The 23,902-nt window shown below is 74.6% G+C and carries 20 protein-coding genes; 8 read left to right on the top strand and 12 right to left on the bottom strand.

Annotated features, from left to right (window positions below):
• Window positions 1–45: 45 nt before the first annotated feature.
• From ACZ4V6_RS20850 to ACZ4V6_RS20835, 4 genes are all read right to left on the bottom strand, one after another.
• Window positions 46–1,503 (bottom strand): NCS2 family permease, encoded by a 1,458-nt coding sequence (locus tag ACZ4V6_RS20850; RefSeq protein WP_467829407.1) that lies wholly within the window; start codon window positions 1,501–1,503, stop codon window positions 46–48.
• Window positions 1,504–1,693: 190 nt separating this feature from the next.
• Window positions 1,694–4,078 carry a xanthine dehydrogenase family protein molybdopterin-binding subunit gene (locus ACZ4V6_RS20845; RefSeq protein WP_467829404.1) on the bottom strand — a complete coding sequence of 795 codons (2,385 nt, stop codon included), beginning with the start codon at window positions 4,076–4,078 and terminating at the stop codon, window positions 1,694–1,696.
• A 2-nt stretch (window positions 4,079–4,080) separates the two neighbouring features.
• On the bottom strand, window positions 4,081–4,668 hold the full coding sequence (locus ACZ4V6_RS20840; protein WP_467829402.1) for a (2Fe-2S)-binding protein: 588 nt from the start codon (window positions 4,666–4,668) through the stop codon (window positions 4,081–4,083).
• Window positions 4,668–5,558 (bottom strand): FAD binding domain-containing protein, encoded by an 891-nt coding sequence (locus tag ACZ4V6_RS20835; RefSeq protein WP_467829401.1) that lies wholly within the window; start codon window positions 5,556–5,558, stop codon window positions 4,668–4,670. Before ACZ4V6_RS20835 ends, ACZ4V6_RS20840 begins: the two co-directional genes overlap by 1 nt.
• Before the next feature lie 380 nt (window positions 5,559–5,938).
• Between ACZ4V6_RS20835 and ACZ4V6_RS20830 the strand changes: the two genes are divergently transcribed.
• Both ACZ4V6_RS20830 and ACZ4V6_RS20825 read left to right on the top strand, forming a co-directional pair.
• The gene (locus ACZ4V6_RS20830; protein ID WP_467829399.1) at window positions 5,939–7,612 is read left to right on the top strand and encodes a PucR family transcriptional regulator; all 1,674 of its coding nucleotides are present in this window, start codon (window positions 5,939–5,941) and stop codon (window positions 7,610–7,612) included.
• Window positions 7,613–7,762: 150 nt separating this feature from the next.
• A complete protein-coding gene (locus ACZ4V6_RS20825) occupies window positions 7,763–8,554 on the top strand; it encodes a hypothetical protein (RefSeq protein ID WP_467829397.1) in 792 nt (263 codons plus the stop codon).
• Between the two features lie 125 nt (window positions 8,555–8,679).
• Here the strand turns inward: ACZ4V6_RS20825 and ACZ4V6_RS20820 are convergent, their stop codons facing one another.
• From ACZ4V6_RS20820 to ACZ4V6_RS20805, 4 genes are all read right to left on the bottom strand, one after another.
• Complete coding sequence (locus tag ACZ4V6_RS20820) at window positions 8,680–9,312, bottom strand: Rv1733c family protein (RefSeq protein WP_467829394.1); 633 nt, start codon at window positions 9,310–9,312, stop codon at window positions 8,680–8,682.
• A 209-nt stretch (window positions 9,313–9,521) separates the two neighbouring features.
• The gene (locus tag ACZ4V6_RS20815) at window positions 9,522–10,358 is read right to left on the bottom strand and encodes a hypothetical protein (RefSeq protein ID WP_467829392.1); all 837 of its coding nucleotides are present in this window, start codon (window positions 10,356–10,358) and stop codon (window positions 9,522–9,524) included.
• Window positions 10,355–10,726, bottom strand: coding sequence for a TraR/DksA family transcriptional regulator (locus ACZ4V6_RS20810; protein WP_467829389.1), 372 nt, complete (start codon window positions 10,724–10,726; stop codon window positions 10,355–10,357). The genes ACZ4V6_RS20815 and ACZ4V6_RS20810 overlap by 4 nt, the downstream gene beginning before the upstream one ends.
• Window positions 10,727–10,770: 44 nt before the next feature.
• Window positions 10,771–11,094: a TraR/DksA C4-type zinc finger protein gene (locus ACZ4V6_RS20805; protein ID WP_467829387.1), complete on the bottom strand. Its 324-nt coding sequence runs from the start codon at window positions 11,092–11,094 to the stop codon at window positions 10,771–10,773.
• Between the two features lie 384 nt (window positions 11,095–11,478).
• On the opposite strand from ACZ4V6_RS20805, the gene ACZ4V6_RS20800 reads away from it, so the two are divergent.
• The 4 genes from ACZ4V6_RS20800 to secD all read left to right on the top strand — a co-directional run bounded on the left by ACZ4V6_RS20800 (window position 11,479) and on the right by secD (window position 16,240).
• Window positions 11,479–12,441, top strand: coding sequence for a HAMP domain-containing sensor histidine kinase (locus ACZ4V6_RS20800; RefSeq protein WP_467829385.1), 963 nt, complete (start codon window positions 11,479–11,481; stop codon window positions 12,439–12,441).
• Window positions 12,442–12,443: 2 nt separating this feature from the next.
• Window positions 12,444–13,178, top strand: a complete 735-nt coding sequence (locus ACZ4V6_RS20795; protein WP_077801542.1) for a response regulator — start codon at window positions 12,444–12,446, stop codon at window positions 13,176–13,178.
• A 248-nt stretch (window positions 13,179–13,426) separates the two neighbouring features.
• Window positions 13,427–13,795 carry a hypothetical protein gene (locus ACZ4V6_RS20790; RefSeq protein WP_467829383.1) on the top strand — a complete coding sequence of 123 codons (369 nt, stop codon included), beginning with the start codon at window positions 13,427–13,429 and terminating at the stop codon, window positions 13,793–13,795.
• 75 nt (window positions 13,796–13,870) lie between these two features.
• Window positions 13,871–16,240, top strand: coding sequence for a protein translocase subunit SecD (secD, locus tag ACZ4V6_RS20785; RefSeq protein WP_467829380.1), 2,370 nt, complete (start codon window positions 13,871–13,873; stop codon window positions 16,238–16,240).
• A 65-nt stretch (window positions 16,241–16,305) separates the two neighbouring features.
• On the opposite strand, the gene ACZ4V6_RS20780 is transcribed toward secD, so the two are convergent.
• The gene (locus tag ACZ4V6_RS20780) at window positions 16,306–17,124 is read right to left on the bottom strand and encodes a GntR family transcriptional regulator (protein ID WP_467829378.1); all 819 of its coding nucleotides are present in this window, start codon (window positions 17,122–17,124) and stop codon (window positions 16,306–16,308) included.
• 181 nt (window positions 17,125–17,305) lie between these two features.
• On the opposite strand from ACZ4V6_RS20780, the gene ACZ4V6_RS20775 reads away from it, so the two are divergent.
• Together ACZ4V6_RS20775 and ACZ4V6_RS20770 are read left to right on the top strand one after the other, a co-directional pair.
• A complete protein-coding gene (locus ACZ4V6_RS20775) occupies window positions 17,306–18,151 on the top strand; it encodes a (2Fe-2S)-binding protein (protein WP_467829376.1) in 846 nt (281 codons plus the stop codon).
• Between the two features lie 287 nt (window positions 18,152–18,438).
• Complete coding sequence (locus ACZ4V6_RS20770) at window positions 18,439–19,488, top strand: DUF2637 domain-containing protein (RefSeq protein WP_467829373.1); 1,050 nt, start codon at window positions 18,439–18,441, stop codon at window positions 19,486–19,488.
• 85 nt (window positions 19,489–19,573) lie between these two features.
• Here the strand turns inward: ACZ4V6_RS20770 and ACZ4V6_RS20765 are convergent, their stop codons facing one another.
• The 3 genes from ACZ4V6_RS20765 to ACZ4V6_RS20755 form a co-directional block, all read right to left on the bottom strand.
• Entirely contained in the window at window positions 19,574–19,957 is a 384-nt protein-coding gene (locus ACZ4V6_RS20765; protein WP_467829371.1) for an ATP-binding protein, read from the bottom strand.
• A gap of 194 nt (window positions 19,958–20,151) precedes the next feature.
• Complete coding sequence (locus ACZ4V6_RS20760) at window positions 20,152–21,894, bottom strand: pyruvate dehydrogenase (RefSeq protein WP_467829369.1); 1,743 nt, start codon at window positions 21,892–21,894, stop codon at window positions 20,152–20,154.
• 27 nt (window positions 21,895–21,921) lie between these two features.
• On the bottom strand, window positions 21,922–23,682 hold the full coding sequence (locus tag ACZ4V6_RS20755) for a protein phosphatase 2C domain-containing protein (RefSeq protein WP_467829367.1): 1,761 nt from the start codon (window positions 23,680–23,682) through the stop codon (window positions 21,922–21,924).
• Window positions 23,683–23,902 lie beyond the last annotated feature (220 nt).

Genomic DNA, 23,902 nt, shown 5'->3' with positions numbered 1-23,902 from the left:
TCTCCTTGCCCGCGGTGGTACGGAAGGGGTTCCCCCGGGAAGGGGCTAGTGCACGCCCATCCAGCTCTCGATGGGGTTGAGGGCGAAGTAGACGACGAAGATCACCGTCAGTGCCCACATGAACGCGCCGATCTCCCGGGCCCTGCCCTGCGCGACCTTGATGGCGACGTAGGAGATGACGCCGGCGGCGACACCCGCCGTGATGGAGTACGTGAACGGCATCAGGACGACGGTCAGGAAGACCGGGATCGCGGTGGCCCGGTCGGCCCAGTCCACGTGCCGGGCGTTCATCATCATCATCGCGCCGATGACCACCAGCGCGGCCGAGGCGACCTCCTGCGGCACGATCGCGGTGATCGGCGTGAAGAAGAGGCAGGCCGCGAAGAACGCGCCGGTGACGACCGAGGCGAGTCCGGTGCGGGCGCCTTCGCCGACGCCGGTCGCGGACTCGACGAAGACGGTCTGGCCGGAGCCGCCCGCCACACCGCCGATGGCGCCGCCGGCGCCGTCGATGAACAGCGCCTTCGACAGACCCGGCATACGGCCCTTGTCGTCGGCGAGCTTGGCCTCGGTGCCGACGCCGATGATGGTGGCCATCGCGTCGAAGAACCCGGCCAGCACCAGCGTGAAGACGATCATGCCGACGGTCATCGCGCCGACCTCGCCCCAGCCGCCGAACTCCAGGCTGCCGAAGAGCGAGAAGTCGGGCATGGACACCGCGCTGCCGTGCAGTTCCGGAGCGCCGTTGGCCCACTGCTTCGGGTCGATGACCCCGACGGCGTTCAGCACGGCGGCGACGACGGTGCCGGTGACGATGCCGATCAGGATCGCGCCGGGGGTGTTGCGCGCCTGGAGCATGAAGATCAGGAGCAGCGTGCACGCGAAGAGGAGGACGGGCCAGCCCGCGAGTTCACCGGCGGGGCCGAGGGTGAGCGGCGTGGACTCGCCCTTGTGGACGAACCCGCCCTTCACCAGGCCGATGATGGCGATGAACAGGCCGATGCCCATGGTGATGCCGTGCTTGAGGGCGAGCGGGATCGCGTTCATGATCATCTCGCGGAGCCCGGTGACCACGAGCAGCATGATCACCACGCCGTACATGACACACATGCCCATGGCCTGCGGCCAGGTCATCTGGGGAGCGACCTGGCCGGCGATCACGCCGGACACCGAGAGCCCGGCGGCCAGGGCGAGCGGCACCTTGCCGACGAAGCCCATGAGGAGCGTGGTGACCGCCGCGGCGAGCGCCGTCGCGGTGATCAGGGCCTTCTGGCCCAGGGTGTCCCCCGCGGCGTCCTTGCCGGACAGGATCACGGGGTTGAGCAGAACGATGTACGCCATCGCCATGAAGGTGGTGATGCCGCCGCGCACCTCACGCGCCACCGTGGAGCCGCGGTGGGTTATGTGGAAGTAGCGGTCGAGCCAGGACCGGCCGGCGGGAACGCGGGAGCCCGCGCCCGCGTCCTCGGCTGTGGTCCTGGGTTCGACTGACTGCTGGGTCATGGGGTCGTCTCCCAAGGTTCATAGGGGCACCCGTCAACCGCTGGGGCGGCTGCGGGATGTGGGACGTGCACGACCCGGGGGACGGCCCGAGACGAACGCATGGGTGGTGGTGCTCCGGGCCCGCGGGGCCCGGGTGTGCTCCGGGCGGCGCGGAGTGTGTGACGTTCCGTGCGCCGCCCGGAGGGTCGTGTCACGCCGTGCCGGTGAGGTGTTCCGGCCGTACCGGCGTGCGGTCCAGCGCCAGCCCCGTCGCGTTCCGGATGGCCGCGAGGACCGCCGGTGTGGACGACAGGGTGGGTGCCTCGCCGACGCCGCGCAGCCCGTACGGGGCGTGGTCATCGGCGAGTTCGAGCACGTCGACGGGGATGGTCGGCGTGTCGAGGATCGTGGGGAGCAGGTAGTCCGTGAAGGACGGGTTCCTGACCTTGGCCGTCTTCGGGTCGACGACGATCTCCTCCATCACCGCGATGCCCAGGCCCTGGACGGTGCCGCCCTGGATCTGGCCGACGACGGAGAGCGGGTTGAGCGCCTTCCCGACGTCCTGCGCGCAGGCCAGTTCGATGACCTTGACCAGGCCGAGCTCGGTGTCGACCTCGACGACGGCGCGGTGCGCGGCGAAGGAGTACTGGACGTGGCCGTCGCCCTGGCCGGTGCGCAGGTCGAAGGGCTCGGTCGGCCGGTGCCGCCACTCCTCCTCGACCTCCACGGCCTCGTCCCCCAGCACGTCCGCCAGGCCGGCGAGGACCTCGCCGCCATCGGTGACGACCTTGCCGCCCTCCAGCAGGAGTTCGGCGGTGGCCCAGGCGGGGTGGTACGTGCCGAACTTGCGGCGGCCGATCTCCAGGACCTTCTCGCGGACCAGCTCGCAGGCGTTCTTCACGGCGCCGCCGGTGACGTACGTCTGCCGGGAGGCCGAGGTGGAGCCCGCGGAGCCCACCTGCGTGTCGGCGGGGTGGATGGTGACCTGGGCGACGCCCAGCTCGGTACGGGCGATCTGCGCGTGGACGGTGACGCCGCCCTGGCCGACCTCCGCCATCGCCGTGTGCACGGTGGCGACCGGCCGGCCGCCGACGACCTCCATGCGGACCCGGGCGGTGGAGTAGTCGTCGAAACCCTCGGAGAAGCCGACGTTCTTGATGCCGACCGCGTAGCCGACGCCCCGCACGACGCCCTCGCCGTGCGTGGTGTTGGACAGACCTCCGGGCAGCTGGCGCACGTCGGCGCCCTCGCTGGACTCCCACTGGCGCTCCGGCGGCATCGGCATCGCCTTGACGCGGCGCAGGAGTTCGGCGACCGGCGCCGGGGAGTCGACCGGCTGGCCGGTGGGCATGACAGTGCCCTGCTCCATGGCGTTGATCCGGCGGAACTCCACCGGGTCCATGCCGAGTTCCGCGGCCACCTTGTCCATCTGCGCCTCGTAGGCGAAGCACGCCTGGACCGCGCCGAAGCCGCGCATGGCGCCGCAGGGCGGGTTGTTGGTGTAGAGCGCGAGGGCCTCGATGTCGACGTCGTCGATCACGTACGGGCCCGCGGACAGCGAGGAGGCGTTGCCGACGACGGCCGGGGAGGCGGAGGCGTAGGCGCCGCCGTCCAGGACGATCCGGCACTTCATGTGGGTCAGCCTGCCGTCGCGCGTGGCCCCGTGCTCGTAGTGGAGCTTCGCCGGGTGGCGGTGCACGTGCCCGAAGAAGGACTCGAAGCGGTTGTAGACGATCTTGACGGGTTTGCCGGTGCGCAGGGCCAGCAGGCAGGCGTGGATCTGCATCGACAGGTCCTCGCGCCCGCCGAACGCGCCGCCGACGCCGGACAGCGTCATGCGCACCTTGTCCTCGGGCAGGCCGAGCACGGGCGCGATCTGGCGCAGGTCGGAGTGGAGCCACTGGGTGGCGACGTACAGGTCGACGCCGCCGTCCTCGGCGGGCACCGCGAGGCCGGACTCCGGGCCGAGGAAGGCCTGGTCCTGCATGCCGAACCAGTAGTCGCCCTTGACGATCACGTCGGCCCGCTCGGCGGCGGCGTCGGCGTCGCCGCGGACGATCGGCTGACGGTGCAGGACGTTGGGGTGCGGGACGTGGGCGAGGTGGCGGTCGTCGCGGTTCTCGTGGACGAGGACCGCGTCCGGGGCGGTGGCGGAGGCCTCGTCGGTGACGACGGGCAGCTCCCGGTACTCGACCTTGATCCTGGCGGCGGCGCGGCGCGCGGTCTCGGGGTGGTCGGCGGCGACGATCGCGACCGGCTCGCCGTGGTGGCGCACCTTGCCGTGGGCGAGGACCGGGGTGTCCCGGATCTCCAGGCCGTAGTGCCGTACGCCGGTGGGCAGGTCGTCGTACGTCATGACCGCGTACACGCCGGCCTGGGCGAGGGCCTCGCTCGTGTCGATGGAGACGATCTCGGCGTGCGCGACCGTGGAGCGCAGGATCTGGCCCCAGAGCATGTCCTCGTGCCACATGTCGGACGAGTACGCGAACTCGCCGGTGACCTTGAGGACGCCGTCCGGGCGGAGCGTGGACTCGCCGATGCCGCCCCTGGTCCGCGAACCCTGGGTGATCTCGGTCGGTACGCCGTCGACAGTCATGCTCACGCCCCCTCGGACTGGCGGGCGGCCGCCAGGCGGACGGCGTCCATGATCTTCTCGTAGCCCGTGCAGCGGCACAGGTTGCCCGACAGCGCCTCGCGGATGTCCGCGTCGGTCGGGTCGGGGTTGCGCTCCAGCATCTCGTCGGCGGCGACCAGCAGGCCGGGCGTGCAGAAACCGCACTGGACGGCGCCGGCGTCGATGAACGCCTGCTGGACCGGGGCCAGTCCGGCGCCCTCGCCGGCGTGCGGGTCGGCGCCCCGGGCCCGCCACCGCCCGGCCTCGTCGAGCGTGGTGCCCCGGCCGCCCCCGGCGTCGGCGGCGCGTTTTCCGGCGCGCTCCTCGGCGAAGTCCGCCAGCCCTTCGACGGTGACGACCTCGCGGCCCTCCGCCTGACCGGCCGCGACCAGACAGGCGCACACCGGGACTCCGTCCAGGCGGACCGTGCAGGAGCCGCACTCGCCCTGCTCGCAGGCGTTCTTGGAGCCGGGCAGGCCGAGCCGCTCGCGCAGCACGTAGAGCAGGGACTCGCCCTCCCACACGTCGTCGGCTTCCTGCGGGCGTCCGTTGACGGTGAAGTTGACCCGCATCACGCTGCTCCCTCCGTGGCGCGGCCGGCGCCGCGGTACGCCTCCCAGGTCCAGGTGAGCGTCCGGCGGGCCATGACGCCGACCGCGTGGCGGCGGTAGCTCGCGGTGCCCCGTACGTCGTCGATCGGGTTGCAGGCGGCGGAGCACAGGTCCGCGAACCGCTTGACGGCCGACGGCGTGATGATCTTTCCGTTGTCCCAGAAGCCGCCCTCTTCGAGCGCCGCGTTCAGGAAGTCCTCGGCGGCCGTGGCGCGCACGGGGGTGGGCGCGGCCGAGCCGATGCCGGTGCGGACCGTGCGGGTCCCGGGGTGCAGGGCCAGGCCGAACGCGCACACGGCGATGACCATGGCGTTGCGGGTGCCGACCTTGGAGAACTGCTGCGGGCCGTCGGCCTTCTCGATGTGCACGGCGCGGATCAGCTCGTCGGGCTCCAGCGCGTTGCGCTTCACGCCGGTGTAGAACGCGTCGATCGGGATGCGGCGGGCGCCGCGCACCGACTCGGCCTCCACCTCGGCGCCGGCGGCGAGCAGCGCGGGGTGGGCGTCGCCGGCCGGGGAGGCGGTGCCGAGGTTCCCGCCCACGCCGCCGCGGTTGCGGATCTGCGGGGAGGCGACCGTGTGCGAGGCGAGGGCGAGACCCGGCAGCTCGGCGCTCAGGTTCTCCATGATCTTCGTGTAGGGCACGGAGGCGCCGAGCCGTACGGACCCCTCCCGGACCTCCCACTCGGTCAGCTCGCCGATGCGGTTCAGGTCCATGAGGTACTCGGGCCGCCGGTGGTCGAAGTTGATCTCGACCATCACGTCGGTGCCACCCGCAAGCGGCACAGCGGTGGGGTGCTCCGCCTTCGCGGCGAGCGCCTCCTCCCAGCTGGCGGGGCGAAGGAAGTCCATGGCCGGCTCTCTTCATCGTCTTGTGGGGCGTACGTCCGGTGGGGCGTACAGATCGAGCCAATCCGGATGCGGCGGGCCCGGTTCGTTCATGTGCTGTTCACGTGGAGTGGGCTCAGTACACCGCCCGGTGCTCCACCTGGGTCAGTCGCAGAAACCATGAAGGAGTTGGCTGGCCACGGCAGGCATCTTGTAGATTCGTATGAACGGAGGTCCCCAGTAACCTCCTCGTCTTCCTCTGGAAACGCGCGAAACAGCCGCGTGACCTGGAACACGGCTCGGAAGCGGACGAGCGGCGCTCGTCGGCCCGCCGACCGGTCCCTTGACCCGGACCCACCACGACCGAACGAACATGTCGAGACAAAAGAACGGCGGCGACGAGAATGCGGCTGCGCGCACTGCTGGACACCGACGCGCTGGGCCTCAAGCTGCTCGGCGGCGAGGACGAACTGGACCGCTCCGTCCGGGGCGTGATGACCACCGACCTGCGGGACCCCAGCCGTTACCTCTCGGGCGGGGAGCTGGTCCTCACCGGCCTGGCCTGGCGCCGGGACGCCGCCGACTCCGAACCGTTCGTCCGGATCCTGGTGCAGGCCGGGGTGACGGCCCTCGCCGCCGGTGAGGCGGAGCTGGGGAGCGTGCCGGAGGACCTGGTGGTGGCGTGCGCGCGGCACCGGCTGCCGTTGTTCGCGGTGAACGAGTCGGTGGCCTTCGCCACCGTCACCGAACACGTCGTGCGTCAGGTGTCCGGCGAGCGGGCCGGGGACCTGGCGGCCGTGGTGGACCGGCACCGGCGGATGATGACCTCCGGACCGGCGGGCGGCGGCCCCGACGTGGTCCTGGACCTGCTCGGCTCCGACCTCGACCTGCGGGCCTGGGTGCTGTCCCCGACCGGGCGGCCGGTCGCCCACCCCAAGGACTCGGGGGCGGCGCTGCCCGCCGAGGTGTGCGCACGGCTGGCGGCGGAGCACCTGGCGGCGACCCGCGCGGGCCGCCGGGCCCCGCACCGGGTGACGCTGGGCGCGGCGACGTACAGCCTCTTCCCCGTGCGCAGCGCCGGGCGCGCCCCCCAGACCGCGGGGGACGTGCGCGAGAGCGTGCTGTCCGACTGGCTGCTGGCCGTGGAGGCGGACGCCGGGGAGTGGGCCGAGGAGCGGCTCGACCTGCTGTACGGCGTCACCCAGCTGATAGCGGTCGAGCGGGACCGGCGGGACGCGGCGCGCACGGTGCGGCGGCGGCTCGCGCAGGAGGTGCTGGAGCTGGTGCAGACGGGCGCCGCGCCCGCCGAGATCGCGGCCCGGCTGCGGGTCGCGGCACCGGTGCTGCTGCCGGGCCTCGGCGCGGCCCCGCACTGGCAGGTCGTCGTGGCCCGCGTTGAGTGGGAGGACGGCGACGTCGAGTCCGGACCGGTCGCCCAGCGGCTCCTGGAGGAGGTCCTCGTCGACCCGCTGGTGGCGGGCCCCGAACCCTCCGACCGCATCGCCGTGGCGCACACCGGCGAGGAGGCCATCGCGCTGGTGCCGCTGCCGGCGGTCGCCAGCGAGCACGACGGCTCCGAGGCCGGGATCCTCGCCGACGCGCTGCTGGCGTCCGTACGGGACCCGCTGTCGGCCGGACTGGACGGCGACGGGCGGCTCACGCTCGGCGTCAGCGCGGCCGTGCACTCGGCGGAGGGGCTGCGCGGCGCGCTGGAGGAGGCCCGGCACGCGCGCCGGGTGGCCGCGGCCCGGCCCGGCCGGGTGTGCGCGGCCGGCCACCAGGAACTGGCCTCGCACGTGCTGCTGCTCCCCTTCGTCCCGGACGACGTGCGCCGCGCCTTCACGGCCCGGCTGCTGGACCCGCTGCGGGACTACGACCGCCGCCACCGCGCCGAGCTGATCCCGACCCTGGAGGCCTTCCTCGACTGCGACGGCTCCTGGACGCGCTGCGCGACCCGGCTCCACCTGCACGTCAACACGCTGCGCTACCGCGTCGGACGGATCGAGCAGTTGACGGGGCGTGACCTGTCGCGCCTCGAGGACAAGCTCGACTTCTTCCTGGCACTGCGCATGAGCTGAGGCGCGGGGCGCGAAGCGCCCCGGACCCCGGCGGCCGAATGCCCCACGACTTTGTGAAAACTTTCACCCACCCTCTTGGCCGGGCCCCCCGATCCGTGCTGAGATGCCGCCACCACTCGACGGCTCGACGGCGTGCTTGAGGAGGGCGACGTGGCGCATTCCGCCATGGCTGGTTCTGGTTGGGGAACGACCGAGGGTGACGATCCGCTCCAGACCGCGGTGTGGCGGCTGCGCTCGCGCGCCTGCTGGGCCGACGCGGTGGCCCTGCTGCAGCCGGTCACCGCGGCCGCCGCGCTGCAGCGGGCCGCGCTGCTGGTGGAGCGGTGCCTGTACGCCGAGCAGGGCTGGGCGGAGGCGGAGGACGCGCTGCGCACGGCCGAGGCGCTGGCCCACACCGACGACGAGCGCGGGGCCGCCGCCTGTGAACGCGGTCAGCTCGCCTACGCCGCCACCGTGCACGGGGTGCGCGACCGGGCCGACGAGGCGCGGGCCGCGCTGGGGCGGGCGGCGGCGCTGATCGCGCCGGGGGCGCCGGGGCGGGCGCTGCTGGACTTCCGGCGCGGACTGGTCGCGGAGAACCTGACCCGCTCGCCGCAGGCCGCCCGCGCGGCGTACCGGCGGGCGCACGCCGGGGCGACGGCGCAGGGGGATCCGCTGCTCCAGTCGTCCACCTGGCGGCACCTGGCCGGTCTGGCCCTCAGGGAGGGCGAGCTGGCGGAAGCACGGCACGGGTTCACCGAGTCGCTCCGCATCCGCGAGGAGCTGGGATACCTCGTCGGTACGGCCCCGGCGCTGGTGTCGCTCGCGGACGCGGAGTCGGAGCCGGAGGCCTCACGGCTGCGGGAGGAGGCGCGACGGCTCCTGCGCCTGCTGGGCGGCGTACCGACCTGGCTGGCCCGCCGGCTGACCCCGCCGGCCACGGGCGCGGCGGCGACGGCCTGACGGCGGGACCGGTGGCCCGGCACCGGCGGGCGAGGGCCGGAGGACGGGTGCGGCGACGGCCGGACCGCGAGCCGGGCCCACCCGGACCACGGCGGCCCCCCGGGTCGGTACGGCCGTCGCGCCGGTCAGGGGGACCTGCTCCAGCGCGGTGACGTCGCCGCCCACGCCGTGTCCCACCCGGCGAGGTTGCGCCGGTGCAGGACCAGGCCGGTGATCGCGTGCGCCGCGAGGCCGGCGAGGGCGACGCCGAGGAAGGCGAGGATCGCCCAGCCCATGGTGCGGCTGCGGATCTGGCCGGCGTCCAGCGGCGGTTCGGTGATCCCTCCCGCCGGGTCCACCCACACCAGGACGGTGCTGTCCGCCGGCAGCCCGGGCGCCACGTCGGTCCTCCCGGTCCTCGTCGCGCCGTCCGGCGCGGTGAAGCGGACCTCGACGGGATAGCGGGTCCTGCGCGCCTCGTCCGACCCGGGTTCCGGGTGGCGCGGGGCGTCGTGGACGAGGACGGCCCGGACGTGGTCCCGGGTGCGTTCCTGGTGCGCGGCGGTGTCGCGGTAGTGCCGGTACGCCGCGTCGCCGACCGCGAACATCGCCGCCGGGGCCGCCGCCAGCACGGCGAGCAGCAGCCCGAGGGCGATCCACGCCTGCAGCCGGTCGGTGGGGCGCCGCAGGGGGTTGCGGCGCCACCGCCACAGCAGGACGTACGGGTGCCGGGGCGCGGGAGCCGGAGGTGGCTGCGCTCGCGGTACGTCGCCGGCCACGGTGTGCCTCCTTCCAGGGTCCGGGCGGCCGGTGCGGCCCGGGCGCCCGTGTGCCGGGCGCGGTGCGGGCGCGCGGCGTCGGTCCCCGATCAGGTCGTACGCCGCCCTCTCGGGCCGGTCGTGGGGACGGGCGGAGCCGGTGCCGGCCGCGGCGACGGGGGACGGGGGCGTCGCCGCGGCCGACTCCGGGGGTGGGGCCGTGGCCGTGGTCAGTGGGGGCACCGGTCCGGCGGATCCGCGTCCGCGCCGGGGCCCGTGGTCGACGGGTGGGCGTGGGCGGCCTCCAGGAGCCTGGCGGCCCCGCGGACGGCGGCCGTGTGCGGCGCCGGCACGGCCCGCAGGGGTGCGTGCAGCCTGGCGGTGAGGTGGCAGGTGATCTCGGGACGCAGGGCGCCGCCGCCGGCCAGCAGCGGTCCCCTGCCCAGGGCGTCGACGGTCAGGGACGTACGATCCTGGCGCAGCATCGACGTCACCATGTCGACCACCGCCTCCGCTATCCGCGTCGCCGGGGTGGCGGCGTCCAGGTCGCCCGTGCCCAGCGCGGCGCGGCGCGCGTCGAAGACGGCGCCGTCCACCAGCAGCACCACCTCGGTGAGACGGGCGCCGAGGTCCACCACCAGCAGCGGCAGGGACAGGTCCGCCCCGGCCGCCAGGGCGACGGCCCGCGCGCTGGGAAGGGTCAGCACGCTGCGCGGACGCAGCACCTCCACCGCCGTACGGGCCTTCGTGCGGTAGGCGAACCCGTCCAGGACGGGTGCGGTCACCACGACCAGCGGGCGGGAGAAGCGGGGCAGGCGGTGGCCGAGCAGCCGCTCGAGCATCCGGGCCGTGCCCTGGGTGTCGACGATGGAGCCGCGCTGGATGGGGTACACCGCGCCGGCGCCGGGGAAGGTCACCGTCGGCACGTCGAGGATCATGCCCCGCCCGGCGACCCAGGCGCGGGTGCGGGCGCTGCCCATGTCGAGGGCGACTCCGCTGCACTGCCGGCACAGGGGCCACGGCCGGTGCCGGGACAGGGCGGCACGGGGCCGCCGGACCACGGTCATCGTCCGGCCTCCCGCACCTGCTGGCAGCGGGCGCAGTAGCGGGCCTGCGGCACGATCATCAGGCGCTCGCGGGCGATGGGGCGCCGGCACAGGTGACAGGGGCCGTAGCGGCCCTCGGCCATGCGGTCGAGGGCCGCCTCCACGTCGGCGAGGACCATGCGCGCGGAGGCCGCGAGCTGGACGCGGACCTCGGTCTGCCCGGCCGAGTGCCGTCGGAGCCGGTCGTCGGCGCGGGACGGGACGGTCGCGATCTGCCGCAGCTGCTCCTCGCGGAACAGCCGCTGCTCCAGGAGGCTGTCCCGGAGCGCGGCGAGGTCCTCGGGCGACAGACGCGTTTCGTGGTCGCCGACGATCTGGTGATTCACCATTCACCCCTTAGCAGGGCGGGAGAGGAAGGCTGGACGGACGGTGCTCAGGCGGCGGCGCGGCGCTGGCAGGCGACGCAGTACCGCGTGTAGGGAAGGATCTCCAGGCGCTCGCCCGGGACGGACTTGCCGCAGCCCAGGCAGGTGCCGTAGGTGCCGTTCTCGACGCGCCCGAAGGCCTCCTCGATCTCCTTGAGCACCCGCTCGATGGCCGTCTTCTGCGCGGACATCAGCTGGTCGTCCTGGCTGCTCTCGCCGAGGGCCTGGAGCTGGGTCATCCGGGTGTTGCGCGCGTGTTCGAGGCGCTGACGGGCCTCGTGCGCGGTCAGCCGCTCGGGGCGGGGTTCGATGCGGGAGGCGTCGAGCGACACGGTGAGTCCTTTTCTCTGGGTTCTCTGGGTTCTCAGGGTTCTCTGGGTTCTCTGGTGTTCCCAGGAGTACTGCGGGCGCCGTGGGCCGGCCGCCGGGAGTACGGGGAAGTCCTGGTCACCCTCAACCCTGGCCGGACCGGCGGCGGTTTCCCATCGGGCGCAGACCCCATTTGGCCGGGGGCGGAGCATCCACTCCGCCGTGTCCCGGGACGGCCGTATGGGTGCGGCACGCCGGGGAAATGGGGGTCGGACCCCATCGACCCGGCGGGACGGAAGGGGCAGGCTGGGCGCAGGCTCGGTCGTGATCAAGGGCCGCAGCTCCGACGGGGTGGGCGATGACCGAAAGTAGAGGCTTGCCACGTCGCAGAAGGAGGCGTACCCCCGGTGTCCCTGTTCTGGCGGATCTTCGGGCTCAACGCGGTGGTGCTGGGCTTTGCCACGGCACTGCTGCTGTGGGCTCCGGTGACCGTCTCCGTACCGGTCCTGTTGACCGAGGCCGTCGTCCTGGTGGGCGGCATGGCCGTCATGCTGGTCGCCAACGGCGCCCTGCTGCGCTGGGGTCTGTCGCCGCTGGACCGGCTCACGAAGCTGATGACCACGGTCGACCTCCTGCGCCCCGGCCAGCGGCTCCCGGTGTCCGGCGGTGGTGAGGTGCCCGAGCTGATCCGCACCTTCAACGCCATGCTCGACCGCCTGGAGCACGAACGCGCCACCAGCAGCGCCCGCGTCCTGCTCGCCCAGGAGGCGGAGCGGCGCCGTATCGCGCAGGAGCTGCACGACGAGGTCGGACAGAGCATGACCGCCATCCTGCTGGTGCTGGGACGCGCGGCGGACGACGCCGACGAGCCGCTGCGCGGCGAACTGCACCAGGCGCAGGAGATCACCCGGGAGAGCCTGGACGAGGTCCGCCGCCTGGTGCGCCGGCTGCGGCCCGGGGTCCTCGACGACCTCGGCCTGATCAGCGCGCTGACCTCGCTCACGCACGACTTCGCCACCCACACCGGCCTGCGGGTCGTCCGCCGCTTCGACACCGATCTGCCGGCCCTGGACCACGAGACGGAGCTGGTCCTCTACCGCGTCGCGCAGGAGAGCCTGACCAACGCCGCCCGCCACGCGGACGCCGAACGCCTGGAGGTGGGCCTCGGCCGGGCCGAGGGCGCGGTGGTGCTCACGATCACCGACGACGGCCGCGGCATCGAGGCGGCGTGCGAGGGCGCGGGGATCCGCGGCATGCGCGAACGGGCCCTGCTGATCGGGGCCGCCCTCGACATCACCTCGGCGCCCGGGACCGGCACCCGGATCCGGCTCACCGCACCCGTTCCCGCACCCAGGAAGAAGCAGCCCTGACCATGTCCGACCCGTCCCTGCCCGCCCCGTCCGCTCCCGAGGCGACCGCGTCCGCGCCGGCCGCGTCCGGGCCGCCCGCCCGTGACCCGTCCCGGATCCGCATCCTGCTCGCCGACGACCACGCGCTGGTACGCCGCGGTGTGCGCCTCATCCTCGACCGGGAGCCGGACCTCGAAGTGGTCGCCGAGGCCGGGGACGGTGCCGAGGCCATCGACATGGCCCGCGCGCACGCCGTGGACCTCGCCGTGCTGGACATCGCGATGCCCCGGCTGACCGGTCTCCAGGCGGCCCGGGAGCTGTCCGCGCTCGCACCGGGTCTGCGCATCCTGATGCTGACGATGCACGACAACGAGCAGTACCTGTTCCAGGCGCTGAAGTCGGGCGCCTGCGGATACGTCCTGAAGTCCGTCGCCGACCGCGACCTGGTCGCCGCCTGCCGGGCCGCGATGCGCGACGAGCCGTTCCTCTACCCGGGCGCGGTCACCGCCCTGATCCGCAACTACCTCGACCGGGTCCGGCACGGCGAGGAGACCGCCGACCACATCCTCACCCCCCGCGAGGAGGAGGTCCTCAAGCTCGTCGCCGAGGGCCACTCGTCGAAGGAGATCGCCGAGATCCTCTTCATCAGCGTCAAGACCGTGCAGCGGCACCGGGCGAACCTGCTGCAGAAGCTCGGCCTGCGCGACCGGCTGGAGCTGACCCGGTACGCCATCCGCGCCGGTCTCATCGAACCCTGACGCCTCCCCGAACCGCCCGGGGTCCCGGCCGCCACTCCCCGGCCGGGGCCCCGGGCCCGCCCGCACCCCGCCCGCGCACCCACCACGAAAGGGGACGGCGCATGTGCCCCGCGCCCTGGGCCCGTCACCCGGACGATTCCGGGGCCGCGGGGTCCGGCGTGCGCTCCCCCGGGCCGCGCGGGCGGGCGGCCGGCACGCCGTGCGCCGCCCCGCGGCCGGGCGCCCGCGCCGGCGGGCGAGGCCTTCCGGTGACGCTCACCGCACTGCTGGCCGTCCTGCTGGTCCTGCTCCCGGCCCGGCCCGCGCCGGGCGCACGCGTCGCGCCCGAGGGGCCGCTCCCGGCCCACTCGGTCACCGCCGTCCCCCGCCCGGACGCAGGCCTCCACGCCGACGACGGCTGTCCGGGCACCTGCGCCGCCCAGGCCAGGCCCCGCCACGACCACCTCGGCGAACGTCCCTCGGCACCGGACCACCTCGCCGTCACCGCGCACGGGGCCGGCGCCGTCCCGTCCGCCCGCGGACGGCGGTCCCCGGCGACGCCCGGCTCCCCGTCCGTCTCCCCCGGCCGCGCGCACCACGACCGCGGGCGGGCGCCTCCCGCACCTTCCGGCACCTGACGATCCGTCCTTCCCCTTCCTTCTTCCGCCGCGGCCGCGCAGGCCGCCGCCGCGGCGTGCCCGCCGGAGGCCCGTGTGAAACGTTCCCGTCCCCGCTCCCGTTCCCGTGCGCAGGCGCAAGCGCTCCGCGTACGCGCGTTGGTCGCCCTGGCCGTGATCGCCGTGTCGGTGGCCATCGCCGCGACCATGCCGGTCCGCCTCGGACTCGATCTGCGCGGCGGCACCCAGATCGTGCTGGAGACCAGGTCCACGTCCACCACCAAGGCCGGCCGCGAGGCCACCGACCGCACCGTGGAGGTGCTGCGCGGCCGGATCGACGCGCTCGGCGTCGCCGAGCCGACCATCGTCCGCTCCGGCGACGACCGCATCGTCGTCGAGCTGCCGGGCGTGCAGGACCCGAAGAAGGCGGCCGACGTGCTGGGCCGCACCGCGCAGCTCACCGTCCACGCGGTGCTCGGCGCCGCCGAGACGCCGGCCGGCCCCGCCGAGCAGCCGGCCGACCCGTCGAAGGAGCGCGTCCTGCCGGACGAGTCCGGCCAGTCGCTGCGGCTGGCGGCGGCCGGTCTGACCGGTCAGGACGTCAAGGGCGCCGACGCCCGGTTCGACCAGCAGAACGGCGCCGGCTGGCACGTCACCGTCGACTTCAAGGACAAGGGCAGCGACCGCTGGGCCGAGGTGACCGGCGAGGCCGCCTGCAACCCGGCCGGAGACCCCAAGCGCCGGGTCGCCATCGTCCTCGACAACAAGATCATCTCGGCGCCGCAGGTCGACCCCTCGGTGGCCTGCGGCACGGGCATCGCGGGCGGTTCCACGCAGATCACCGGCTCTTTCGACGACGCCGAGGCCCGCGAACTGGCCCTGCTCATCAAGGGCGGCGCCCTGCCCGTGCCGGTGGAGACCGTGGAGCAGCGCACCATCGGCGCCACCCTGGGCGACGAGGCCATCTCGGCCGGCGCCTGGGCCGCCGTCATCGGCACCGCGCTGACCGCGCTGTTCATCATCGTCGTCTACCGGCTCATGGGCGCCCTCTCCACGGTCGCCCTGCTCTGCTACGGCCTCATCTCCTACGCCGCCCTGGCCGCGATCGGCGCGACGCTGACCCTGCCGGGCCTGGCCGGATTCGTCCTGGCGATCGGCATGGCGGTGGACGCCAACGTCCTGGTGTTCGAACGGGCGCGGGAGGAACAGGCCCTGCGCACCCGGCCCAGTACGCGTTCGGCGCTGACGACCGGTTTCCGCAGCGCCTTCAGCGCGATCGCCGACTCCAACATCACCACGCTGATCGCCGCCGCCCTGCTGTTCTTCCTGGCCTCCGGCCCGGTGAAGGGCTTCGGCGTCACCCTCGGCATCGGCGTCCTCGCCTCCATGGTCAGCGCCCTGGTGATCACCCGGGTGCTCGCCGAGTTCGCCGCGAGCCGCCCGTCGGTCCACCGCCGGCCGCACATCACCGGCATCTCCACCACCGGCCCGGTCCGCGACGCACTGCTGCGCCGCGACCCCTTCCTGATGCGCCGGCCGCGCCGCTGGCTGGCCGCCTCCGGCATCGTCCTGGTGCTGGCCGGCTCGGGCATCGCCGTCCGCGGCCTCGACTTCGGCATCGAGTTCACCGGCGGCCGGCTCATCGAGTACTCCACCGCGACCGAGGTCGACCCCGACCGGGCCCGCACCGCGCTCGCCGACGCGGGCTTCCCGCGCGCGGTCGTGCAGTCCTCCGGCGACAACGACCTGACGGTGCGCACCGAGGAGCTGACCGACGCGGAGGCGGCCACGGTCACCAGGACCGTCGGCGAGCTCGGCGGCGAGACGAAGAAGGTCCGCGACGAGCTGATCGGCCCCAGCCTCGGCGAGGAGCTGCGCCGGAACGCCCTCATCGCCCTCGGCCTGGCCCTCGGCGCCCAGCTGCTCTACCTCGCCGCCCGCTTCCGCCTGCTGTTCGGCGCCGCCGCGGTCGGCGCGCTCGCGCACGACGTGGTCATCCTGGTCGGGGCGTTCGCCTGGCTCGGCAAGCCCGTCGACGGGGTCTTCCTGGCGGCGCTGCTGACCGTCATCGGCTACTCGGTCAACGACTCGGTGGTCCTGTTCGACCGCATCCGGGAGCTGCTCGGGAAGGACCGCGGGACGCCGTTCGCCCGGCTCACCAACCGGGCGATCCTGCAGACGCTGCCGCGCACGGTCAACACCGGCATGGGCGCGGTGCTGATCCTCGCCTCGCTGGCGGTGCTCGCCCAGGACTCGCTCACCGACTTCGCCGTCGCCCTGCTGATCGGCGTGGTGGTCGGCACCTACTCCTCGGTGTTCACCGCCGCCCCGCTCGCCGTCGAGCTGCACGACCGCGGGAGCGGTCCCCGCGCCCGGCGCCGCCCGGGCCGGACCGGCGGGAAACCGGCGGCGCGGCAGCGCACGCGGGAGAGCGAGCCGCGGGAGGTGTCGCAGGAAGTCCCGTAGCGGACCGGGCGGGCCGCGCGCCGCGACGTGCCGGGGCGTCCGGCGCGGCGATGCGCCGGGTCCGCTCAGGGCGTCGCGGCGAAGTGCTCCGCCACCAGGGTCCGCACCACGTCCTGGTCGCCGGCGATCAGCGCGTCCAGCAGTGCCGTGTGCTCGTGCGCGTCGGCGATCAGGTCGGCCCGTCCCCGCGTCGCGGGGGCGCCGGCCGGCGGCCACTGCGCGCGGCGGTGCAGGTCGCCGGCGACACGCACGAGCTGGTCGTTGCCGGCGAGCGCGAGCAGCTCGCGGTGGAAGGCCCGGTCGGCCTCGGCGTAGGCGGCCGGGCAGCCCGCGGACGCGGCCCGGACGGTGGCCTCGGCGACGGGGCGCAGCCGGGCCCAGCGCTCGGCGGGCACCGTGCGGGCCAGCCGCAGCAGCACCGGGACCTCGAGCAGGGCGCGGACCTCGGCGAGCTCGGCCAGTTCCCGGGCGTCCCGCTCGACGACGCGGAACCCGCGGTTGGGGACGACCTCGACGGCGCCCTCCAGGGCGAGCTGCTGCATCGCCTCGCGCACGGGGGTGGCGGAGACGCCGAACCGTTCGCCGAGCGCGGGAGCCGAGTGGACCTCGCCGGGACGCAGCTCTCCGGCGACCAGTGCGGTGCGCAGGGCGTCGAGGACCTGCCCGCGCACGGAGGAACGCCGCACGAGGGCGCGGGGATCACCGAGGGGCCGTCCGCCGTGCGGGGGTTCGCCGCGCGCGGTCCCGGCCGCGTCCGGGGCGCCGTCCCGGTCCCGGAGGCGGTCCCGGTCCGCGGCGCCGGGCTGGGCCGGCACCCGGACCCGCCCGGCGGCGCCCGGGCGCGGGCCGTCCGTCCCGGCGGGGCCCTGCGTGCTCTGCTCCACGGGGTCCTCCTCCAGGACGTCATCGGTGCGTGAGGGCGTTTCGGGGCCGTACGGCGGGGTGCCGTCCGGTCCGTCAAGCACCCTAAGGGCACAACCCGCCGGTTCCCATATCAGGGATCTTCGGTAAGGTAAGGCTTACCTATAAGCAATCCGTCGCCCTGACGTGGATCGGTGGTCCCGCATGCCTGTCTCCCACCCGGCCGTCGCGGATTCCTACGCGCGCCTGTCCGAGGTACTGCCGGGCCTGGGCGTCACCGTGCCGGAGGCCGGGGAGGCGCTGCCCCGCGGGGGCGGCTGGGTCGCCGCCTCCTCGCTCGCGGCGGGCGGGGCGGAGCTGGACGCCTTCCTCGCCTGGGACGACGCCCAGGTGGTGCGGGACTACGGGCAGCGGGCCCGGCCTGACGTGATCGCGAGCTTCGGTCTGCACCGGTACGCCTGGCCGGCCTGCCTGCTGATCACGGTGCCGTGGTTCCTGCACCGCAGGGTGCCCCGCTACCCGGCCGCGCACGTCGCCTACGACCGCACCGCCGCGGGACTGCCGCTGGGCCGCATGGCCGCCCGGCCCGCCGGCTTCGCCTGCCTGCCCGGCGATCCCGCCGCCGCGCTGCCCGGCGCGCTGGTGGTCGCCGACGAGGAGGCCCTGCGGGCCGAGGTGCGGGCCGCGGTCGCCGAGCACCTGGAGCCGGTGCTGGCCGGCTTCGGACCGCGCATGCGGCGGCGCGGGCGGGCCCTGTGGGGCATGGCGACCGACGAGGTCGTCGAAGGGCTGTGGTACGTCGCCCATCTGTTCGGCGAACAGGAGCGGGCGCGGCGGGAACTGGAGCTGCTGCTGCCGGGGGCGACCGAGCCGTACGTCGGCAGGGCCGCGTTCCGGGAGCTGACCGGACCCGACGGCGAACCGCTGCACACCCGGGACCGGGCGAGCTGCTGCATGTTCTACACGCTGCGCCCCGAGGACACGTGCGCCACCTGCCCGCGCACCTGCGACACGGACCGCGTCGGCAAGCTGCTCGCCACCGCCGGCTGAGCCACCCGCGGGTACGACCGTCCGGCGCCGCCCGCCGGGACCGCGCGGCGCCCGCCCGCCGCCGCACACCTCCCCCTCACCCCACGGGAATTCTCCGCGGAGCCCCCGTACGGTCCTTCTCGTTCGAACTCGATTCGCTCGCCCCGAGCGTGCGTTCGAGCGGATCGCCACCCCCGGGCGTCTCCCCTCACCCCCTGGCGGGCTCTTGCCCCGAAACCCCCAGAGGACCACCGGGTCTGGGCCACCATGGCGGGCGTCACGCCCCATCCCAAGACAAGGGATCCCAGATGAGACTGACCGACATATCGCTGAACTGGCTGCTTCCGGGCGCCGTGCTGCTCCTGGGCATGCTGGCGGCGGTGGCGGTGCTCGCGCGCGGCAGGCGTTCCCCGGGGAAGGACGCGGGCGCGGACGACTCCTGGGAGCGTGCCGAGGAGCGCCGCAGGCGCAAGGAGGCCCTCTACGGCACCTTCTCCTACGTGCTGCTGTTCTGCTGTGCCGCGGTCGCCGCGGCCCTCTCCTTCCACGGGCTGGTCGGCTTCGGCGAGCAGAACCTCGGTCTGAGCGACGGCTGGCAGTACCTGGTCCCGTTCGGGCTCGACGGGGCGGCGATGTTCTGCTCCGTGCTCGCGGTGCGCGAGGCCAGCCACGGTGACGCGGCGCTCGGTTCCCGGATACTCGTGTGGGCCTTCGCGTTCGCGGCCGCCTGGTTCAACTGGGTGCACGCGCCGCGGGGCATCGGCCACGCGGGCGCCCCGCACTTCTTCGCGGGCATGTCCCTGTCGGCGGCGGTGCTGTTCGACCGGGCCCTGAAGCAGACCCGCCGGGCCGCGCTGCGCGAGCAGGGCCTGGTGCCGCGTCCGCTGCCGCAGATCCGCACGGTCCGCTGGCTGCGGGCCCCCCGGGAGACCTACCGCGCCTGGTCGCTGATGCTCCTGGAGGGTGTGCGCAGCCTCGACGAGGCGGTCGAGGAGGTGCGCGACGACAAGCGCCGGAAGGAGGAGAACCGCCGGCACCGGCGCGAGCAGGAGCGCCTGGAGCGGGCCCGGTTGAAGGCGATCAGCCGGGGCCACGGCCACCGGGGGTTCTCCGGCGGCGACCAGCAGGCCGAGGTGGACGTGCAGCAGGTGGAACGCGGTTCGGACCGGGCGGCCGCGGAGCCTGCCATATCCGCACCGGAGCAGCTGCCCGTACGCCGGCTTCCCTCGCTGCAGCCCGTGCGCGGCGGAGCTGACCAGGTCACCGTCGACCTCACCGCGGAGGACGACACCCAGGCCCTGCCGCGCCTGGACTCCCTGGAGCGCAAGCTCAAGGACCTGGAGCAGCAGTTCGGCTAGGACGACCGGCCCGGACCTGCGTACCACCGGGACGGACCCGCGTACCGCGGGAGGGGCGTGACCGCGCGTCACGCCCCTCCCGCGTTCACGCGGCCTCGTCCCCCAGCTCGAACCAGACCGACTTGCCCACGTCGTGCGACCGCACGCCCCACGCGTCCGCCAGGGAACGCACCAGGAGCAGGCCCCTGCCGTGGGTGCTCTCGTCCGGTTCCGGGGCACGCTGCCGGGGCAGCCGGGCGACGCGGTCCCGCACCTCCACCCGCAGTCCGCGCTCCGAGACCGTGGCGGTCAGCACCGCGTCGTCGTCGGTGTGGACGAGCGCGTTGGTGACGAGCTCGCTGGTGAGCAGCTCCGCGATCTCCGACCGTCCCGGTCCGCCCCAGTGCCGCAGCAGCTCGCGCAGCGCCCGGCGGGCCTCGGGCACCGCCCGCAGATCCGCCCGGCCCAGTCTGCGTCTGAGCTGTGGCACCGCCTGCCTCTCCCTGTCCCCCGTCCGCGTGGCGATGTCGGTCCCCTTCTCCTTCTACTCCTCGAACACGTTCACGGGGGGATTCTTGCCCGGCGAGGACCCAGCCAGTCATGCCGGACGGCCTGCCGGTGCCCGTCCGGCCACGACAGCGGCCGGAACGGCCGGATTCCGCCGCTCCCCGGCCGGGACCGCGCCTACGGCCGCGGCACGTTGCGCAGGTTCGAACGGGCCATCTGGAGCATCCGGCCCACGCCGCCGTCCAGGACGATCTTCGAGGCGGACAGGGCGAAGCCGGTGACCATGTCGGCGCTGATCTTCGGCGGGATGGACAGGGCGTTGGGGTCGGTGACGACGTCGACCAGGGCCGGCCCCTTGTGCTTGAAGGCCGCCTTCAGCGCCCCGGCCAGCTCCTTCGGCTTCTCCACCCGCACCCCGAAGGCACCGCACGCCTCGGCGACGGCGGCGAAGTCGGGGTTGCGGTTGGCCACGCCGTGGGAGGGCAGGCCCGCGACCAGCATCTCCAGCTCGACCATGCCGAGGGAGGAGTTGTTGAACAGGACGACCTTCACCGGCAGGTCCTGCTGGACGAGGGTGAGGAAGTCGCCCATGAGCATGGTGAAGCCACCGTCGCCGGACATGGAGACGACCTGCCGGCGCCGGTCGGGGAGCTGGGCGCCGATCGCCATCGGCAGCGCGTTGGCCATCGAGCCGTGCGAGAAGGAACCGATGATGCGGCGGCGGCCGTTGGGCGTGATGTAACGGGCCGCCCAGACGTTGCACATGCCGGTGTCGACGGTGAACACCGCGTCGTCGTCGGCGACCTCGTCGAGCACGGCGGCGACGTACTCCGGATGGATCGGCACGTGCTTGTCGACCTTGCGGGTGTACGCCTTGACGACGCCCTCCAGCGCGTCCGCGTGCTTCTTCAGCATGCGGTCGAGGAAGCGGCGGTTCTTCTTCTCCTTCACCCGGGGGATCAGGCAGCGCAGGGTCTCCCTGGCGTCGCCCCACACCGCGAGGTCCAGCTTGGACCGCCGGCCGAGGTTCTCGGGACGGACGTCGACCTGGGCGATCCGCACGTCGTCGGGCAGGAAGGCGTTGTACGGGAAGTCCGTGCCGAGCAGGATCAGCAGGTCGCACTCGTGGGTGGCCTCGTAGACGGCGCCGTAGCCGAGCAGTCCGCTCATGCCGACGTCGTACGGGTTGTCGTACTGGATCCACTCCTTGCCGCGCAGCGCGTGCCCCACCGGGGACTTGATCTTCCCGGCGAACTCCATGACCTCGGCGTGCGCGCCCGCCGTGCCGCTGCCGCAGAACAGGGTGACCTTGTCGGCGTCGTCGATCAGCCGCACCAGCCGGTCGATCTCCTCGTCGCCGGGGCGGACGGTCGGCCGGGAGGTGACCAGGGCGGTCTCGACGGCCTTCTCCGGGGCGGGCTCGCCGGCGATGTCGCCGGGCAGCACGACCACGCTGACACCGGAGCGGCCGATCGCGTTCTGGATGGCGGTGTCGAGCAGCCGGGGCATCTGCCGGGGGCTGGAGATCAGCTCGCAGTAGTGACTGCACTCGCGGAACAGCTGTTCGGGGTGGGTCTCCTGGAAGTAGCCGAGGCCGATCTCGCTGGAGGGGATCTGCGAGGCGAGGGCGAGGACCGGCGCCATGGAGCGGTGGGCGTCGTACAGACCGTTGATGAGGTGGAGGTTGCCGGGGCCGCAGGAGCCGGCGCAGGCGGTCAGCTTCCCGGTGATCTGGGCCTCCGCGCCGGCGGCGAAGGCGGCGGTCTCCTCGTGCCGCACGTGCACCCAGTCGATGCCGGCGTGGCGGCGCACCGCGTCCACGATCGGGTTGAGGCTGTCGCCCACGACTCCGTAGAGGCGTTTCACTCCGGCACGGGTGAGGATGTCGACGAACTGTTCCGCGACGTTCTGTTTGGCCATGGGTCCATGGAGGCACAGCGCGCGGCGTCACGCCTCCCAAACGGCGGCGGCCGTACGGTCGTCGGCGTAACCCTTGACCCGGACCCCGCTGTCGGCGAGGAACGCGGCGAGGCCGGGCGGCCCGGCGTGGGCCCATCGCCGCGCGAGGAGTCCGCCCAGCTCGGGCTCGCCGAGCAGCGGCTCGGCCAGGCCCGCGCTGCACATCAGCAGCACATCACCCGGGCGGGCTACGGAGGCGCGGAAGCGGAAGGGTTCGCGGGACGGCTCGCCGGGCGGCCCGGCGTACGGGCCGGCCGGCGCGGTGGCGCCCGGGTCCACGGGGAGCCGGTCGCCCTCGGGCGTCCCGCCCGGCGCGGAGCCGAAGCCGACGACGGGCTCGCCGGTGACGTCGCCCGGGCGCGGTTCGAGGTCCTGCCAGGCGCCGTCCCGCAGCCGGAACAGTCCGCCGGCGCCGACGCCGAAGAACACGCGGGTGCGGCACCCGGGGTCGGCGGGCAGCAGCAGGCAGCGCAGGGTGGCCGCGTACTCGTGCGGGGCGAGGCCCTGTTCGGCGGCCTCGGCCCGGAGCCGGCCGAGGCTGCGGCCGGTGAGACGGTGCAGACCGGACTTCAGGTCGCCGCGCCGGGCGGCGCGCAGGTCCTCGGCGAGCCGGGCGTGGCTGCGGCCCACGGCCCGGCCGATCCACCGGCAGGCCTGGGCGGCGGCGCGGTGCGTCCCGGCCGTCCCGCGGGCGCCGGTCGCCGTCGCCACCAGGACCAGCGCCTGCTCCCCCGCGCCGAACCGGGCGACGAGCAGCGCGTCACGGCGCGGTTCGCCCCGGTAGCGCGCGGAGTCGCCCCGCGTCGAGACGGCCCGCAGGGTGCAGGCCCCGTACCGGGCCCCCTCCAGCACGGTGTCCGCCACCAGGCCGTCCAGCGCGTCGGGGTCGGCGGGCGGCAGCGCGGTGGGTTCGGCGTCGTAGGTGGGCGGTCCCGAGCCGACGTGGCCGCGGGTGGGGGCGGGCGGGTCCGCGGCGGGCCGGGGGCCGCCGGCCCGCGGCGGCCCGTCGTCGGGGGGCCGCGGTGACGGGGACTGCGGCCGGGGCGGCGACGAGGGGAGGAACGGCGGCGGGGGCGGAGGCGGGGCGGAGGCGCCGGCCGGCGGCGGGGACGGAGGCGAGGCGGAGGGCGGGGACGCGGGCGGGGCGGGGGCGGGGGCGGGGGCCGTCCGTCGGGCGGGCGGTTCCGTGCGGGCCCGCTGTCCGGTCCCCGCGGTCCGCCGGGTCCCGCCGGGCGGGAAGGCCGCCGGCCCGGCGGGGGCGCCGGACGGCGGCTCCCAGGGGGCACGCGGCAAGGGTGTTCCGGACCGCTCCGGGGCCGGCGGGCGCCGCACCTCTCGCGGGGCCTGTGCGTCGGGCGGGGCCTGCGCGCCCGTCGGGGCCTGCGGATCCGGCCGGGCCTCCATGTCGGGCGGTCCCTCCACGCCGGGCCGGTCCCCCACGCCGGGCGGTTCGGGCGGGTCCTGCGGTGTCCTCGCGGCGACGTCGCCGGTGCGGGGGCCGGGGACGCCCCGTTGCCCGCGGGCGCCGCGTCGCCCCGGGAAGGCCTGCGGCTCCGGTGACGTCCACCGGGGGGACCGTTCGTCGGGTGGGGCGCCGTCCGGGCCGCCCACCGCCCCCGCCGCCGAGGCGAACCGGTCGTCCAGGGAATCGGGCGCGGCCGTGGGGCCGGTGTCGCCGGTGGAGTCGTCGTACAACTGCCCCCACCAGTCGTCCTCGGGACCGGTGGGCCTTCCCCCCTGCTGACTCATGTTCCTGATTGTCCACCGCGGGGGCCGGATGGGAACGGGGCATCCGGGAAATCCGCCGGACCGCCGCGCGCCGGACGGTGTGCCGGGTGACAGGATCGAACGGTGGTGCGGACGGGGTGGCCGGGCGGTCCCACCCCCCACGGGAGAACCGCCCGGTGACGCCACCTTGGCAGAGTGACCGACGGTACGGCGATGATGTCCCGAGGCGGGTTTGTGCCGT

It is taken from the genome of Streptomyces sp. NPDC029152, from assembly GCF_055564355.1.
The sequence above is the reverse complement of the archived record's forward strand: the minus strand, read 5'-3'. Positions and strand labels throughout refer to the sequence as shown.

What these genes read in the sequence shown, in the direction of transcription:
- ACZ4V6_RS20850 (WP_467829407.1), bottom strand. Translation starts at nt 1,503, where the DNA reads ATGACCCAGCAGTCAGTCGAACCCAGGACCACAGCCGAGGACGCGGGC.
- ACZ4V6_RS20845 (WP_467829404.1), bottom strand. Translation starts at nt 4,078, where the DNA reads ATGACTGTCGACGGCGTACCGACCGAGATCACCCAGGGTTCGCGGACC.
- ACZ4V6_RS20840 (WP_467829402.1), bottom strand. Translation starts at nt 4,668, where the DNA reads ATGCGGGTCAACTTCACCGTCAACGGACGCCCGCAGGAAGCCGACGAC.
- ACZ4V6_RS20835 (WP_467829401.1), bottom strand. Translation starts at nt 5,558, where the DNA reads ATGGACTTCCTTCGCCCCGCCAGCTGGGAGGAGGCGCTCGCCGCGAAG.
- ACZ4V6_RS20830 (WP_467829399.1), top strand. Translation starts at nt 5,939, where the DNA reads ATGCGGCTGCGCGCACTGCTGGACACCGACGCGCTGGGCCTCAAGCTG.
- ACZ4V6_RS20815 (WP_467829392.1), bottom strand. Translation starts at nt 10,358, where the DNA reads ATGACCGTGGTCCGGCGGCCCCGTGCCGCCCTGTCCCGGCACCGGCCG.
- ACZ4V6_RS20810 (WP_467829389.1), bottom strand. Translation starts at nt 10,726, where the DNA reads ATGGTGAATCACCAGATCGTCGGCGACCACGAAACGCGTCTGTCGCCC.
- ACZ4V6_RS20795 (WP_077801542.1), top strand. Translation starts at nt 12,444, where the DNA reads ATGTCCGACCCGTCCCTGCCCGCCCCGTCCGCTCCCGAGGCGACCGCG.
- ACZ4V6_RS20775 (WP_467829376.1), top strand. Translation starts at nt 17,306, where the DNA reads ATGCCTGTCTCCCACCCGGCCGTCGCGGATTCCTACGCGCGCCTGTCC.
- ACZ4V6_RS20770 (WP_467829373.1), top strand. Translation starts at nt 18,439, where the DNA reads ATGAGACTGACCGACATATCGCTGAACTGGCTGCTTCCGGGCGCCGTG.
- ACZ4V6_RS20760 (WP_467829369.1), bottom strand. Translation starts at nt 21,894, where the DNA reads ATGGCCAAACAGAACGTCGCGGAACAGTTCGTCGACATCCTCACCCGT.
- ACZ4V6_RS20755 (WP_467829367.1), bottom strand. Translation starts at nt 23,682, where the DNA reads ATGAGTCAGCAGGGGGGAAGGCCCACCGGTCCCGAGGACGACTGGTGG.